13 protein-coding genes are annotated in these 15,526 nt (G+C 62.3%); 2 read left to right on the plus strand and 11 right to left on the minus strand.

Annotated features, from left to right (window positions below; translation table 11 throughout):
- Positions 1-78: 78 nt before the first annotated feature.
- Positions 79-1,902: a phosphogluconate dehydratase gene (edd, locus tag FHT79_RS27400; protein ID WP_047615236.1), complete on the plus strand. Its 1,824-nt coding sequence runs from the start codon at positions 79-81 to the stop codon at positions 1,900-1,902.
- An 82-nt stretch (positions 1,903-1,984) separates the two neighbouring features.
- On the opposite strand, the gene FHT79_RS27405 is transcribed toward edd, so the two are convergent.
- From FHT79_RS27405 to FHT79_RS27430, 6 genes are all read right to left on the minus strand, one after another.
- Positions 1,985-2,338 carry a hypothetical protein gene (locus tag FHT79_RS27405; RefSeq protein WP_047613630.1) on the minus strand — a complete coding sequence of 118 codons (354 nt, stop codon included), beginning with the start codon at positions 2,336-2,338 and terminating at the stop codon, positions 1,985-1,987.
- A 176-nt stretch (positions 2,339-2,514) separates the two neighbouring features.
- On the minus strand, positions 2,515-3,603 hold the full coding sequence (ugpC, locus tag FHT79_RS27410; RefSeq protein WP_029868020.1) for a sn-glycerol-3-phosphate ABC transporter ATP-binding protein UgpC: 1,089 nt from the start codon (positions 3,601-3,603) through the stop codon (positions 2,515-2,517).
- A gap of 25 nt (positions 3,604-3,628) precedes the next feature.
- Entirely contained in the window at positions 3,629-5,281 is a 1,653-nt protein-coding gene (locus FHT79_RS27415; RefSeq protein ID WP_097631186.1) for an alpha-glucosidase, read from the minus strand.
- Positions 5,282-5,315: 34 nt separating this feature from the next.
- Positions 5,316-6,479, minus strand: coding sequence for a carbohydrate ABC transporter permease (locus tag FHT79_RS27420; protein WP_047613627.1), 1,164 nt, complete (start codon positions 6,477-6,479; stop codon positions 5,316-5,318).
- Between the two features lies 1 nt (position 6,480).
- Complete coding sequence (locus FHT79_RS27425; RefSeq protein WP_029868023.1) at positions 6,481-7,494, minus strand: sugar ABC transporter permease; 1,014 nt, start codon at positions 7,492-7,494, stop codon at positions 6,481-6,483.
- Between the two features lie 185 nt (positions 7,495-7,679).
- Positions 7,680-9,041, minus strand: a complete 1,362-nt coding sequence (locus FHT79_RS27430) for an ABC transporter substrate-binding protein (protein ID WP_029868024.1) — start codon at positions 9,039-9,041, stop codon at positions 7,680-7,682.
- Positions 9,042-9,338: 297 nt separating this feature from the next.
- Here FHT79_RS27430 and FHT79_RS27435 point away from each other — a divergent pair, with 297 nt between their 5' ends.
- A complete protein-coding gene (locus tag FHT79_RS27435) occupies positions 9,339-10,364 on the plus strand; it encodes a substrate-binding domain-containing protein (RefSeq protein ID WP_029868025.1) in 1,026 nt (341 codons plus the stop codon).
- Positions 10,365-10,377: 13 nt separating this feature from the next.
- Here FHT79_RS27435 and folD read toward each other — a convergent pair whose 3' ends face one another.
- From folD to FHT79_RS27460, 5 genes are all read right to left on the minus strand, one after another.
- Positions 10,378-11,277, minus strand: coding sequence for a bifunctional methylenetetrahydrofolate dehydrogenase/methenyltetrahydrofolate cyclohydrolase FolD (folD, locus tag FHT79_RS27440; RefSeq protein ID WP_029868027.1), 900 nt, complete (start codon positions 11,275-11,277; stop codon positions 10,378-10,380).
- A gap of 119 nt (positions 11,278-11,396) precedes the next feature.
- Positions 11,397-13,169 carry a succinoglycan biosynthesis protein exop gene (locus FHT79_RS27445; protein WP_132575721.1) on the minus strand — a complete coding sequence of 591 codons (1,773 nt, stop codon included), beginning with the start codon at positions 13,167-13,169 and terminating at the stop codon, positions 11,397-11,399.
- A 213-nt stretch (positions 13,170-13,382) separates the two neighbouring features.
- Positions 13,383-14,222: a WecB/TagA/CpsF family glycosyltransferase gene (locus tag FHT79_RS27450; RefSeq protein WP_183904520.1), complete on the minus strand. Its 840-nt coding sequence runs from the start codon at positions 14,220-14,222 to the stop codon at positions 13,383-13,385.
- Positions 14,223-14,512: 290 nt separating this feature from the next.
- On the minus strand, positions 14,513-15,052 hold the full coding sequence (locus tag FHT79_RS27455; protein WP_047613623.1) for a membrane protein: 540 nt from the start codon (positions 15,050-15,052) through the stop codon (positions 14,513-14,515).
- On the minus strand, positions 15,052-15,417 hold the full coding sequence (locus FHT79_RS27460) for a hypothetical protein (RefSeq protein ID WP_047613621.1): 366 nt from the start codon (positions 15,415-15,417) through the stop codon (positions 15,052-15,054). The genes FHT79_RS27455 and FHT79_RS27460 overlap by 1 nt, the downstream gene beginning before the upstream one ends.
- Positions 15,418-15,526: the final 109 nt, after the last annotated feature.

Raw genomic sequence — 15,526 nt, forward strand, 5'->3', positions numbered from 1 at the left:
TCGGCCGTCAATCCGGACCGAGATTCAGGCCAGAGCCGCCGAAACAGATAGAGACAACGAACAAGGCAGGGATATTCCATGTCCGCTCACGCACGCATTTCCGCGATCACCGATCGCATTGTCGAACGCTCGAAGCCAAGCCGCGAGCGCTACCTGGAACGCCTGCGCGCCGCCGCTTCCAAGGGTGTCGCCCGCTCCGTGCTCGGCTGCGCCAACCTTGCCCACGGCTTTGCGGTCTGTTCCCCCGCCGAGAAAGATGCGCTCGCCGGCGACCGCATCGCCAATCTCGGCATCATCACCGCCTATAACGACATGCTCTCGGCCCACCAGCCGTTCGAGACCTATCCGGCGATCATCCGCGAGGCGGCCGCCGAGGCAGGCGGCGTGGCGCAGGTGGCCGGCGGCGTGCCGGCGATGTGCGACGGCGTCACCCAGGGACAGCCGGGCATGGAGCTCTCGCTCTTCTCGCGCGACCTGATCGCCATGTCGGCGGGCGTCGGCCTGTCGCACAACATGTTCGATGCCGCCCTCTTCCTCGGCGTCTGCGACAAGATCGTGCCCGGCCTCGTCATCGCCGCCCTGTCCTTCGGGCACCTGCCGTCGATCTTCGTTCCGGCCGGTCCGATGACGACAGGCCTGCCGAACGACGAGAAGTCGCGCGTGCGCCAGCTCTTCGCCGAGGGCAAGGTCGGACGCGCCGAGCTGCTCGAGGCGGAATCGAAATCCTATCACGGCCCCGGCACCTGCACCTTCTACGGCACCGCCAATTCCAACCAGATGCTGATGGAGATCATGGGCTTCCACATGCCCGGCTCCTCCTTCATCAATCCCGGCACGCCGCTGCGCGAAGCGCTGACGCGCGAAGCCGCCAAGCGGGCGCTGGCGATCACCGCGCTCGGCAACGAATTCACCCCGGCGGGCGAGATGATCGACGAACGCTCGATCGTCAACGGCGTCGTCGGCCTGCATGCGACGGGCGGCTCGACCAACCACACGCTGCACCTCGTCGCCATGGCGCGGGCGGCCGGCATCCATCTCACCTGGCAGGACATCGCCGAGCTTTCGGAAATCGTGCCGCTGCTTGCCCGCGTCTACCCGAACGGGCTTGCCGACGTGAACCATTTCCAGGCGGCCGGCGGCATGGGCTTCCTCATCAAGGAACTCCTGAAGCACGGGCTGGTGCATGACGACGTGCGCACCGTCTTCGGCCAGGGTCTCGCAGCCTATACGGTCGATGCGCGTCTCGGCGAAAACGGCGCCGTCCTGCGCGAGCCGTCGCCTGACAAGAGCGTCGATCCCAAGGTTCTCTCCAGCATCGAAACGCCGTTCCAGGCGAATGGCGGGCTGAAGATGCTGCGCGGCAATCTCGGCAAGGCGGTGATCAAGATATCGGCCGTCAAGCCGGAGCGTCACATCATCGAAGCGCCGGCGATCATCTTCCACAGCCAGCAGGAGCTGCAGGACGCCTTCAAAGAAGGCAAGCTCAACCGCGATTTCATCGCCGTCGTGCGCTTCCAGGGCCCGAAGGCGAACGGCATGCCGGAACTGCACAAGCTGACGCCACCGCTCGGCGTGCTGCAGGACCGCGGCTTCCGCGTGGCGCTCCTGACCGACGGGCGCATGTCCGGCGCATCCGGCAAGGTGCCGGCAGCAATCCACGTCACCCCGGAAGCGGTCGACGGCGGCCCGATCGCCCGCATCCGCGAAGGCGACATCATTCGCCTGGACGCGATCAAGGGCACGCTGGAACTGCTCGTCGATGCGGCTGATTTGGCCGAGCGCGAGCCGGTGACCGTCGATCTCTCCGACAATGAATTCGGCATGGGCCGCGAGCTCTTCGCGCCGTTCCGCCGCGCCGTCGGCGCTTCGGACCAGGGTGCGAGCGTACTCTTCCACCACTGAGCGTGGCCGACCACAGACGACAAAACCCGCGGAGCGCACGAAGCACCCCGCGGGTTTTCTGTATCAGTCCCAGCGCTACCCGTCAGGCGCGAATATCGAGAACATAGTCGCGGTGCGCCGGATGGGTGCTGTAGACAAAGATCTTGTTCAGCTCCTTCTGCGTCAGCAGGCGCAGGAAGCGGACCTCGATCGTATTGTTGGCATTGACCTTCATCAGCAGGCAACCGACCTTGGTGATGCGGGCATCCGGAATATCCAGATAGAACTGCTTCGGCAGGTTGAACTGGGTCAGAATCGCGAGTGTCGCGCTGCTCATCGAGATCCGGACAATGTCGCAGCGGCGAGACGCCGCGTGCATGACGCCCTTTTCCGTATATTCGATGCGCGCGGCATTCATGGTGTCCTCCATCTTGAACCGCGCCTCGCGGTCGTACATGAAGGATTCTTCCTTGCTCAGGAAATGAGATTTTGGCTGTGACGGATTGGAAGCGGCCACGTGCTTATCCCCCTCATAAATTAACGAGGAAAAGGTAGCAGCCGATCTTTAACAGAAAGTGAGAATTTGGCCCGTCCCGTACAATTCTTGGGATGACTACCCCAAAAATGGCCGCCTCATTTCCGGTAGGTATGACCGGTTGCGTCAAAGAGATGCAACTTCTGCCTGTCGGCGGCAAACCGCATCCGCTGGCCCTTCTTCACATCGTAAATGCCGGGCAACTTGACAACGATCGGTTCGCCCGGGACCAGGCCTTCGATATAGAGCAACGTCACTTCGCCGAGCGCTTCGACGATCGACACCTCGCCTTCGAAAAGGTAGTCGGCGCCGTCGGCGATCCTCAGATCCTCCGGACGAACGCCGAAGCTTGCCTGCTTGCCTGCTTCCGACGCGTCGGTCGCCACATCGAGCGTCACCGACATGCCGCCGGTCAGCGTCACCGTCGTCTGGCTTCCGGTTCCAGCCACCGTCGCCGGGATGATGTTCATGGCCGGCGAGCCGATGAATTTCGCGACGAAGAGGTTGGCCGGGCGCTCATAGAGCTCCAGCGGCGCACCGACCTGTTCGATATTGCCGGCGGAGAGAACGACGATGCGATCGGCAAGCGTCATCGCCTCGACCTGGTCGTGGGTCACGTAGATCATCGTCGTATCGGCCATCTGTTCGTTCAGGCGGGCGATCTCGATGCGGGTGGCGACACGCAGCGCGGCATCGAGGTTGGACAGCGGCTCGTCGAACAGGAAGACCTTCGGATCGCGGCAGATGGCGCGGCCGATCGCCACGCGCTGGCGCTGGCCGCCGGAAAGCGCCTTCGGCAGGCGATCGAGATATTTGGTCAGCTGCAGGCTCTCGGCCGCCGCCCGGACGCGGCGGTCGATTTCCTGCTTGCTTTCGCCGGCGATCTTCATGCCGAAAGCCATGTTGTCGAAGACGGTCATGTGCGGATAGAGCGCGTAGGACTGGAACACCATGGCGATGCCGCGCTTGGAGGGCGGCACGTCATTGACGAGATGGCCATCGATATACATCTCACCGCCGGTGATCGCCTCAAGGCCGGCGATCATGCGCAGAAGCGTGGATTTTCCGCAGCCGGACGGACCGACGAAGACGATGAATTCGCCCTGTTTGATATCGAGGTCGATCCCGTGGAGAACGTCCACGGAACCGTAGGATTTGCGAATATCCTTCAGCGTCAGTCCAGTCATTTTTCTCTCCCCTATGTTCGGTTCCTTAGGCCAGATGGGCGAAATACGCCCCCCAGGCCGGAATATCGATCTTGTCGCCATAGTTGTTGCTGGTAAAGCCATGGCCCGTCAATGCCTGCCATTCTCCCGCGGGTAGGGTAACGCCGGCTTCGGTCGGGCTCATGTTGAAGATGCAGAGCAGCTTCTCATTGCCGTATTCGCGCGTAAAGACCAGGGCATCGCCCTGCTGCTCCTCGAATTCGATCTCGCCCTTGGCAAAAGCCGGGTGCAGCTTGCGGAAGGCGATGAAGCGGCGATAGTGCTCCAGCACCGAAGCCTCGTCGCCCTGCTGGACGCTGACGGCGCGCAGGATATGCTCGACCGGCACCGGCAGCCAAGGCTTGACGCTGGAGAAGCCGCCCTGGGCGACCTGGCTGTCCCAGACCATCGGCGTGCGGCAGCCGTCGCGGCCCTTGAATTCCGGCCAGAACTGGATGCCATAGGGGTCCTGCAGATCCTGGTAGGCAAGATCGGCCTCGGTCAGGGCCAGTTCCTCGCCCTGATAGAGGCAGACGGAACCGCGCAGCGTCATCAGCAACGAGGCATAAAGCTTGGCGAAGGCGTCGTGATCGGCGACCAGCCCGCCCCAACGGCTGACATGGCGCATGACGTCGTGATTGGAGAAGGCCCAGCAGGCCCAGCCATCTGGCGCGGCAGCTTCGAAATCCTCCATCACCTCCTCGACGCGCTCCGGCGTCAGCGGATCGGGCGCCAGGAACTCGAAGGCGTAGCACATATGCATCTTGTCGTTGCCGGAAGTGTATTCGCCGACGATCTCGAGGCCGCGCTGGCTGTCGCCGACTTCGCCGACGGCGGCAATTGCCGGGAACTCCTCGAGAACGGCGCGGAAGCGCTTCAGGAAGGCAAGGTTCTCCGGGCGGTTCTTGTCGTAGAGATGCTCCTGGAAATTATAGGGATTGACCGCCGGCGCCGTCGAAGCGTTGCGGCGCTCGGGAGCGAGCGCGGGATTGTCGCGCAGTTGCGTGTCGTGGAAATAGAAATTGATGGTGTCGAGGCGGAAGCCGTCGACGCCGCGATTGAGCCAGAAGCGCACGACATCGAGCAGACGATCCTGAACTTCGGGATTATGCAGGTTCATATCCGGCTGCGAGGTCAGGAAATTGTGCAGGTAATACTGCATGCGCGTCGGATCCCACGCCCATGCGGAGCCGCCGAAGATCGACAGCCAGTTGTTCGGCGGCGTACCGTCCGGCTTGGCGTCGGCCCAGACATACCAGTCGGCCTTGGCATTGGTCTTGCTGGAGCGGCTCTGGACGAACCAGGGATGCTGATCCGAGCTGTGGGAGATGACGAGGTCGATCATCACGCGGATGCCGAGGCGGTGGGCCTCAGCGATCATCGTGTCGAAATCCACGAGCGTCCCGAAGATCGAATCGACATTCTCGTAGTCGGAAACGTCATAACCGAAATCGCGCATCGGCGAGGTGAAGAAGGGCGAGATCCAGATCGCATCGACGCCTAGGCTTGCCACATGCGGCAAGCGGGCGGTGATGCCCTTCAGGTCGCCGATGCCGTCACCGTTCGAATCCTGGTAGGAGCGCGGGTAGATCTGGTAGATCACCGCCCCACGCCACCAGTCCTTGTCGGGGGTCGAGATCGATTGGGAAGCCACGTTCATGGAATATCCTGTTTGAAGTCACGTTCGGGAATGGTCAGCCTCCCTTGACCGAGCCAGCCAGCAGACCGCGCACCAGGTAGCGCTGCAGCCCGAAGAAGACGAGCAGCGGCACGATGATGGTGACGAAGGCCGACGCCGTCAAAATCTCCCAATTGCCGCCGCGCGAGCCGAGCAGCGCGTTCAGGCTGCCGGTGAGCACGAGGTGGTCCTTGTCGGTGCCGAGGAAGACCATGGCGACGAGCAGGTCGTTCCACACCCACAGGAACTGGAAGATGGCGAAGGAGGCGAGTGCCGGGAAGGACAGAGGCAATACGATGCGGACGAAGATCTCGAAGTCGCTGGCGCCGTCGACGCGGGCGGATTCGATGATCTCCTTCGGCAGGCCGGCGATATAGGCCCGCAGGAGATAGATGGCGAGCGGCATGCCGAAGGCGGTGTGGGCCAGCCAGATGCCGGGATAGGTCTTCGACGGCTGGCCGAGCATGCCGCCGATCTCGTTGTAAAGACGCAAGAGCGGGATCAGCGACATCTGCAGCGGCACGACGATGAGGCCGACGACGAGCGCAATCAGCAGGCCGCGGCCGGGAAACTCCATCCAGCTCAGGGCGTAGGCGGCGAAAGCGGCAATCAGGATCGGGATGATCGTCGCCGGGATCGTCACCGTCAGCGAGTTGATGAAGGACTGGCCGATGCCCTCGCCTGTCAGAACCGTGTTGTAGTTCTGCATGGTGAATTCCGGCGGCGCCGAGACGGACGCATAGATGCGCCGCGGGCGTTGGTCGGGCGAAAAGGCGGCGTTCTTCATATAGCGATAGCTGCCGTCGCTGTTGATCTGCAGGGTTTCGCCGTCGCCGAGATCGGCGGTCTCGCCGGCCTTGTAGGCGGCGGGTTGCTGCACACGGTTGCCGAAGGCCTTCACCGAGCGGCCGGTCTGGCCTTCCAGCACATTGCCGGAGATGACGTAGGCCGCACCTTCCTGCTGCTGCTGGTCCGGCGTGCCCAAGCGGACGGCGACGGTCTGCGTCGAGCCGACGAAGGCCGTCCACCAACCGGAGACGACGATCTGGTCCTTGTCGCGCAGCGCGCTGACGAAGATGCCGAGCGTCGGGATCAGCCAGATGATGACGATCAGCAGAACGGCGGCGTGAACGAAGAGACGGGCGGGGCCGATCTTGAAGTAGCTTCCGGCAGCGGTCATCTCAGTGCCCCTTCAGTTCGCGATTGGCGCGGCGCACGTTCCACACCATGATCGGCGTGACGGCGAGCATGATGATGATGGCGATAACCGCACTTCGGCCGGAATCGCCGCCGCCGCGGAACATCCAGTCGAACATCAGGTTCGCCAGCACCATCGTCTGCCACTGGCCGTTGGTCATGGTCAGCACGATGTCGAAGACCTTGAGGACGAGGATGGTGATCGTCGTCCAGACGACGGCGATCGAGCCCCAGACCTGCGGCACCATGATGCGCCAGAAGATCTGCCAGCCATTGGCGCCGTCGATGACGGCGGCCTCGATCGTCTCCTCGGGGATGCCGCGCAGAGCGGCCGACAGGATGACCATGGCGAAACCGGTCTGGATCCAGATCAGGATGACCATCAGGAAGAAGTTGTTCCAGAAGGGAATGGAGATCCACACCTCGGGCGTGCCGCCGAAAGTCTGGACGATGGCGTTCAGCAGGCCGATCTGAACGTCGTTGCCGCCGCGATATTCATAGATGAATTTCCAGATGACCGAGGCGCCGACGAAGGAGATCGCCATCGGCATGAAGACGATGCTTTTCGCGATATTGCCCCACCAGATGCGATCGGTCATCACCGCGATGACGAGGCCGAAGAAGGTGCAGGCGGCCGGCACGACGGCGAGCCAGAGGATGTTGTTGAAGATCGACTGGCGGAATTCGCGGTCGCCGATCGCCCATTTGTAATTGGCGAGGCCGACGAACTGCAGACCGGCACGGTCGTAAAAGGAGAGAATGAAGGTCGCAACGACGGGATAGACGAGATAGACGATGAGCAGGAAGAGCGCCGGGCCGATGAACAACCACGGCCGGATCAGCGCGCGGCGGTTGAGATTGCGCGATGCGGCGCGGATGTCGCCATCCTTCACCGGCAGAGCGAGATCCAGAATCTTGTTCGAAAAATAGAAATAGGCCGAGCACGCGAAAACGGCGACGACCACGACGCCCAAAGCGGACACTATCTGCGACAGCATTTCGTCCCTCCCCTGCTTCCCCTGATCTTATCCCAACCGGTTTTTATGCTGACGGGTCAACGCCGGTCATGGTCAATCTCTTTGTATTGCCCAATCACAATATATCCTGCGATGGCCGGGCTCTTTTCGAGCCCGGCCAGTCATGCAAGCCATGCCGCCGGCAAGCCGGCGGCATAATTTGAAGATTACTTGATGCCGTCCCAGGCGCTCTGGATTTCGCCAGCGGCCTCTTCGGCGGACTTGCCGCCGACGAAATCGACCATGCCCGTCCAGAAGGCGCCGGCGCCGATCTTGCCCGGCATCAGGTCGGAACCGTCGAAGCGGAAGGTAGTGGCCGAGGTCAGGATCTCGCCTTCCTTCTTCATCTGCGGATTGGCATAGGCCTCGGTGCTGACACCCTTGTACGGCGTCAGGAAGCTCGACTGCGCCATCCAGACCTCATGCGCGATCGGGGTCTTCAGGAAGTCGATGAAGGCGCGGGCCGTCTTCGAGTCCTTGGCGATCGAGACGAGCGTGCCGGCGCCGAGAACCGGCTTGCCGAGCTCGGGATGCGACGCATAGGTCGGCATGTAGAAGAAGTCGGCATCCTGGCCGAGCTTCGTGCCCTCAGGGAAGAAGGACGGGATGAACGAGGCCTGATGGTGCATGTAGCACTTCGGCGGAACGGCGAAGAGGCCCTTCGGGCTGTCGCGGAAATCGGTCGAGGCCACCGCGGCGACGCCGCCATCGACGTATTTCTCGTTCTTGGCGAACTTGCCGAATTCGTCGATCGCAGCAACGACGGCCGGATCGGTGAACTTCAGCTCGTTGGTCGTCCACTTGTCGTAGGCTTCGGGCGGCTGCATGCGCAGCATCAGGTCTTCGACCCAGTCGGTCGCCGGCCAGCCGGTGGCGCCGCCGGAACCGAGACCGATGCACCAGGGAACGCCGCCATCCTTGACGATCTGGTCGGTCAGGGCATGCAGCTCTTCCATAGTCGTCGGGATCTTGTAGCCGGCTTCCTCGAAATTCTCCGGAACATACCAGACGAGCGATTTCACGTCGGCCTTATAAGGGAACGCGTAGAAGGCTTCCTTGCCGTCCTTGCCCTTGTAGGTGCCGTAACCGACCCAGCTGTCGCCGGCGCCGTAATTGTCCTTGATCCACTTGGAGTTGTCATCGCCGAGCGGTGTCAGGAAGCCCTTGCTGGCGAGATCGGCCAGGAGGCCCGGCTGCGGCAGAACGGCAATGTTCGGCGGCGAGCCTGCCTGCGTATCGATGACGATCTGCTGTTCGTAATTTTCGGAAGAGGAGTATTTGACATCGATGCCGGTGGCTTCGACGAAATAGGCAAGAACGCTCTGGAAGAACGCCTCGTCCTCGCCGCGCCACGGCCCGAAGATCGTCAGCGGCTGGCCCTTCAGATCGGCGTGAGCGGCCTTGAATTCGTCATAGCTCTTCCAGTTGAACTTGGAATCCTGCCCCGGCGCAAATTTCAGATCGGCTGCAGACGCAGTACCGGCAAAAAGCGCTGCCACGGCAACGCCCATCAAAAATGACTTTTTCATGTGATCAACCTCCCATCACAATCCCAACTGCGCCGAACTCCCTTAAATGGAAATTTCAAAGCGCTTTGACACCCAACTCATTTCACTTTCGGTGGAATGGAGTCAAGTCATTTCGCGAAAACCCGCCGTGAACACGCGGGATTTCGCAGTGCAGCGGCGCCTCTCGGGAAATATGGAGCGATTTTTCTTGAGTCAAGCGCGCCAAATGCTACATATTTGAAAGCGCTTTGAATGCCGCTGGGAGGCGGCAAGCCTTTTCAAGACGACCGCAGGGCGGGCCCGGAGGAAGCATAACAGGTGAATCTCAAACAGCTATCGGAATTGCTGGGGCTGTCGCAGACGACGGTGAGCCGAGCGCTCAATGGTTATCCCGAGGTCAACGAAGCGACCCGGGAGCGCGTGCTCCAGGCTGTCAAGGAAACCGGATACCGGCCGAACAAGGCGGCGCAGCGGCTTGCGACCGGCAAGGCAGGCTCGATCGGCCTCGTCATGCCGACGGCGCCCGGCCACCAGTCAGACGTGCATTTCGGCGAATTCCTGGCCGGGCTCGGCGAAGAGGCGGTCCGCCACGATTTCCACTTCGTCATCATGCCGGCCGATCCGGATGACGAGGTGGGAGCGCTCCGGCGCCTGGCGATCAGCGGCAATGTCGATGCAATGTTCGTCGCCTATATGCGCGGCCACGACCCGCGGCTTGCCATGCTGAAATCGCTCTCCATGCCCTATGTCGTGCACGGCCGCTCCTTCGGTTCCGAGCCCGACTATCCCTATCTCGATATTGACAATGAAGCGGCCTTCTACGATGCGACGCGGCTGTTGCTGCAGCTCGGCCATACGCGCTTTGCGCTGATGAACGGACCGATGCATCTCGATTTCGCCATCCGCAGGAAGAACGGCGTCATATCAGCCCTTGTCGAACGCGGGCTCGTGCTCGACGAGGGCAACATGAGCCATACGCTGATGACGGACGAACAAGGCCTGCTGGCGATGGAACATTTCCTGCAATTGCCGGAGCGCCCGACGGCAATCCTCTGCTCCAGCACGGTGCTGGCGCTCGGCGCGATCCGCGCGGTCAACCAGGCGGGATTGCGGCTCGGGGAGGATATCTCGCTGATCGCCCATGACGACGTGCTGCCGCTGCTGAAACCGGAAAACTTCTCGGTGCCGCTGACGACGACACGCTCTTCGTTGCGGGCGGCGGGCGTCCGTATCGCCCAGCGGCTGATCGGCACGGTAAAGCAAGCCGGCCCCTTCCCCGACCAGGAGCTCTGGAAAACCGAACTGATCGTCAGGGCCTCGACCGGCCCTGTTCCCCAGGTTTAGAGCATCCCGAGCTTCAAAACTGCGGCGGCGTCTGTCCCGCGGTACGATGAGCGGCGATGACGGTGTTGGCCATCAGCATGGCGATGGTCATCGGCCCGACACCGCCAGGAACCGGGGTGATGGTGCTGGCGACCGCCGAGACTTCCTGGAAGGCGACGTCGCCGACCAGCCGGGTCTTGCCCTCACCTCTTTCGGGTGCCGGAATACGGTTGATCCCGACGTCGATGACCGTCGCACCTGGCTTTACCCAATCGGCCCTGACCATTTCCGGCCGGCCGACGGCGGCGACCAGGATATCGGCATTGCGGCAGACCTCGGAAAGGTTCTTCGTTCTGGAATGCGCGATCGTCACCGTCGCATTGGCGTTGAGCAGCAATTGCGCCATCGGCTTGCCGAACAGGTTGGAGCGGCCGATGACGACGGCGTTGAGGCCGGAGAGATCCTCGCCATGGGTGCGGCGGACGAAGACCATGGCACCGGCCGGCGTGCAGGAGACCAGGCCGGTCTTCAGGTCGCCGGTGGCGAGCTTGCCGGCATTGACGACGCTCAAGCCGTCGACATCCTTTTCGGGCAGGATCGACTGGATGATCGGTTCGCTGTCGAGCGGCTTCGGCAGCGGCAGCTGCACCAGGATGCCGTGGATCGAGGGATCGGCATTGAGGGTGGCGACGAGGGCTGCCAGCTCCTCCTGCCTGGTTTCGGCCGGCAGCGTGTGCTGGACGGACTTGAAGCCGCATTCCTTGGCCATGCGGCTCTTGGAGCTGACATAGGCGTGGCTTGCCGGATCGTCGCCGACGATGACGACCGCAAGGCCGGTGGTGACGCCGCTGCTCTTTTCCAGCGCTGCCGTCGCACTCTTGACCGTCTGAATTACCGATGCAGCTACGTTCTTGCCGTCGATTACTGTCGTCACACGTCTCTCCGCCCTGTTTCGCGTCAATCTATGGATAGTCGGCGAGCGTCAAATGCCCGCTAACGCCCTATCCTGTCGGAAAGCAGCAAGGCAATATCAAAAATGCAAGGAAATGTTCGTCAGCGGAGCGGCTGCCGCGCTTCGAGCGCATGAACACGAAGCCGGTCGCGCAGCCCGGAGATCTCGGAGCGCAACACCTCCATCTCGTCGACCGGTGCGGGAACGGGTGGAAGCATCGGCGGCGGCGAGGCCTGCGGCCGGGATAGCGGCATTTCCGCATGCGCGGCAGCAGCGATGGGCTTGCGCAGGCGCAGCAGGAAAGCCGCGGCAAGACCGACCGCTAGACCCATGGCAGCGCCGGCCAGCAAGCGGCCAATCCAGCCATCCCTCGCCGACACCGCTGTTGCCAGCGCCGGCTTCATCAGCGTGATATGACCGTCGGCAGCCGTTGCCGCCGATGCGGAAGCCGCATCTTCCAGGCGCGAACGCGCGGCATTGGCCTTCTCGCCGAGTTCGGTCAGCCGGGAAAGATCGACGCCGGTGTCCCGGCTCTGGGCGATCAGCGTGTTGCGGCGGTCATTCAGGCCCTTGCGCGCATCGACGGCGGCCTTGGCGGCGACATTGGCGGTCTGGGCAAGACGGGTCAGTTCCTTGCCCATATTCTCCTTCAGACCATCGGTTTCAGCCTGCTGCTGTAGAAGGCGCGGATGGCGCGGGCCGAGTTCGGCCGAAAGCTGGGCAAGCGCGGTTCTGGCGACGGCATATTTGTCGCGCCAGTCCTGCAGCGCCGGCGAGAGCATATCGGAGGGCAATGAACCGTCGAGCACCTCGGCAAGTTTCGCCGCCTTGAGCCGGTCGGCCTGCGCCTTGGCGGAAAGGATGTTCTGGTCGGCCTGTTTCAGATCGGCATCGAGCCCGTCGATCTGGCGGCGAAGGTCGATCGCCACCTTGACGTTGCCCTCGCCGCTCTTGGTCGTGAAGGCGGCAAGCTCCGCCTTCGCCTCGTCATAGGCCTTGCGCAAAGCGGTGTCGGTTTCGCCGTTGCCGCCGGGTCGGTCTGCTGCGGAAACCGCTTCGGCAAGCCTTGCAGCGATGCGCATGGATTTGCCGCCATCGCCGGTTGTCACCCTCAAGAGGATCGTGCCGGCGGCGGCATCGGGCAGGATTTCCACCGCATGCTTCAGCGTCGCCTCGGCGCGCGAGGCCGGATCGGCAGCCGCACCGGTCGCCGAGAGGAGATCGAGCGCAACGCCAAGCGCATTGGCGCCGGGTCCGGCAAATTCAGGATCGCGATCGAGTTTCAGGGCGGCGACCGTCGAAGCAACCACGCGCGCCGTCAGCAGCCCCTTTGCCGCGGCCTGGGTAAAGGCAGCGCGGCTTGCAGCATCTGTCTTCACCGCAAGCGTCGCTTCGGCACGGTAGAGGGTTGGCGACGCCGGCGTCAGCGCCGGCAGGCCCGCTCCGACGACCGTCGGGACGGCGATCGTCATTGCAAGACCAATGCCGCTCAGACGACGGCGCGGCCTGGCCGGCCGAGGCGCTGCGGGTTCTTCACGGATAACGGCCAGCAGTTCGGGTGAGCGCACCGGCTCGCCGGCCGGAGCAGCCAGTTCCTCGTGGCGCGCCGGCTCCTCAGAAAGCAGATGGCCGACATCATTGGCGGCCCGGAGGCGGTTGCCGAGGATGGTTTCGATGCGGTCGACCAGCGGTGCTGCGTGCGCCGCCATGGCGCGCTGCTCTTCCAGCGCGCGGCCGATGGCGCGCAGCAGTTCAGCCTCGGGCGGCGCGATACCGGCCCGCTTCGATCGGGGCGATCGATACGAATCGTCATGGTCACGCGGCTCAGCGGCTGCGCAATCGTGAAAGCTGTTTCTGGCCCTGATATCGTACATTTGCGCCACATCTCATGCACATGATGGCCGGCTTCGTTCATCCGCACGGAGGCAGATGATTAAACCAATCTAAATATTCATGGCAAAGAAATGGTTAACCGCAGCGTGTAAAAAACTGGGGTCAGCTAAAGCGCTTCGCGTCTTTCAGATTCGCTTCCTGCGCTTTAGCTCTTGGTTTTTACGCAAAACCGCGGCCCTTTGGCGCGACGCGCTCTAGCTCGCTTTCTTATGCTCCGACCGCGGCTGCAGCGCGGTGCCGTGCTCTTCCGGGTAGCTGAGGATCCTTTCGCGCCGGCGAAAGCGGTAGCGCAGGACATGGAAGAGGAAGACCGGGATGCCGATGACGTAACGGCGCCAGAGGCGCGTCGGCTCCTGCAGCAGGCGATAGGCCCATTCCAGGCGCATCATCCGCACCGTCCTCGGCGCACGCGGGACGGCGCCGGAAACGAAGTCGAAGAGAGCGCCCACCGTCAGCACCAGACGCGCATGATCGGCGCGGATATTGTCGTGGACCCATTTCTCCTGCAGCGGCGTTCCCATGCCGACGATCAGGATATCGACCTTCTGGCGCTGCAGCTCCTCTGTGACGACGGAGGAATCGACCTTATCGAAATAGCCGTCGGAAATGACGACGAATTCATGCCAGGGCGTATGCCTGCGGAAATTTTCCGCCGCCGCCTCGACGACCGAGCGCGTGCCGCCGATCAGACCGATGCGACGCGGGGCCTCCATGAAGGTGAGGAAGGCCGGCACGAAATCGGTGCCGTTCAGATTGGCGGGAAATGGCGAGCCATGGGCGATCTGCGATGCGATGTTGAGACCGATGCCGTCCGGCAGCACCAGATTACGCGACATGATCCGGTAATATTCGTCGTCGCGCAGCGCCGTCAGCATGTTGTGGGCGTTGACGAAGCAAACCACGGTCTGGCCGACGGGAATGGAGGCCAGCTCGTTGATGAAAACGAGGGCGTCGTCCCAGCCGAGATCGCAGACCGGCAGATCGAAAATCGTCCGCCGCGATGCGAGCACCGCGAAGTTTGCAATCAGATTCATTCCTACCTCCTGCCGAGGGTGCTGCATGCGCCCGACATCCCGGAAAACAAGCCCATATTTCCGCACCGGAGGTCTCGAAAGAACCGGTCGCGTGACGCCGGGACGGCGTCACCCCGATCCCGGAAGGCGGCGCAAGCCAAGCTGTGAGACCTGATATAACAGGATGGTTTCAAACAACCCTTAGGAAAATTCCTTGAATTTCAATGCTCGCATAAGTGGTTTATTAACCATGGGCGCCAACGAAAAAAGGCGCCCTGCGGCGCCGTTTGTCGTCGATGATCGGATGTCGCCTAATGCGCAGGAGGCGCCGGCGTTTCGCCGGCCGGTGCGGTCTCGACGATCTTGACGGGTGTGCCCACCTTCTTCGGCTGGCCGGCGGAGCTTTCCTTGACATCTTCCTTGGAGAGATAGTCGAGCTGCTCCAGCATCACTTCGGCGACGTATTCGCCACCCAGGCGCTCGTTCATGCCCTTCTTGATCTCTTCGCGGAAGGCCTTCGGATCGAAGGATTTGATGTGGGCGATATCGACCATCTTGTTGCCGACGAGCAGGCTGAAAAGCTCATCCGTCGTCATCTCGGACAGCGGCAGCGTCACGCCCTTCAGCATCTCCTTGTTCATCATGAACGAAACGCGGCCGAGGAAGTAGCCGGTGACTGCGCCGTTGCCGATGATCGGTACCGTGATCGTTTCGCCCTTCACCAGTTCGAGTGCGCTCTGCTTGGAATCGGTTGCCGCAGGCGCCGGCGCGGTCGCCAGGTACACCGAGAAATAGACCGATGCCAAGGTGATGGCGCAAACCCAGACACCAGTGAGGACGAGCTTGATCATCAGTTTCCACGCATGGCGAATTGTTCCTGGGAATAGGTGCCGTCGGCATCGGCATCCTGAACGGCGTTCTTCAGGAGGTCGGCGACGGCACGCACCGCTTCGAGATGCGCCTCGACGCGGCGGGCATTGAGAACCAGCTTCTTCTTCAAACCGTGCAGCTGATCGAGATGGGCAGCGGCAAGCTCGGCCGGATCGGTATCGCGGAAAAGCATCGACAGCTCGTAGAGGCAGCGGCTCTTATGCGCATTGGAGACCTTGAGATCGAATTGCGGATCGCTGCCGATCCGGGTGTTCTCATTGTCGATGATCATTTCGAGGCGTCCGAGAACGGATTTGATCCTGTATTCGTTCGAAACTATTTCCATTGTACCCTCGGTTATGCGTCGCTTAGAGCATGGCGCCGAAAAGTGTGCGCGGTTTTCGGACGACACCATGCTCTGACTTTAATTGAGAACAGGATTCAGATTTCAGGCC

This window comes from Rhizobium sp. BK212 (assembly GCF_014197475.1).
GTDB classification, from domain to species: domain Bacteria; phylum Pseudomonadota; class Alphaproteobacteria; order Rhizobiales; family Rhizobiaceae; genus Rhizobium; species Rhizobium anhuiense.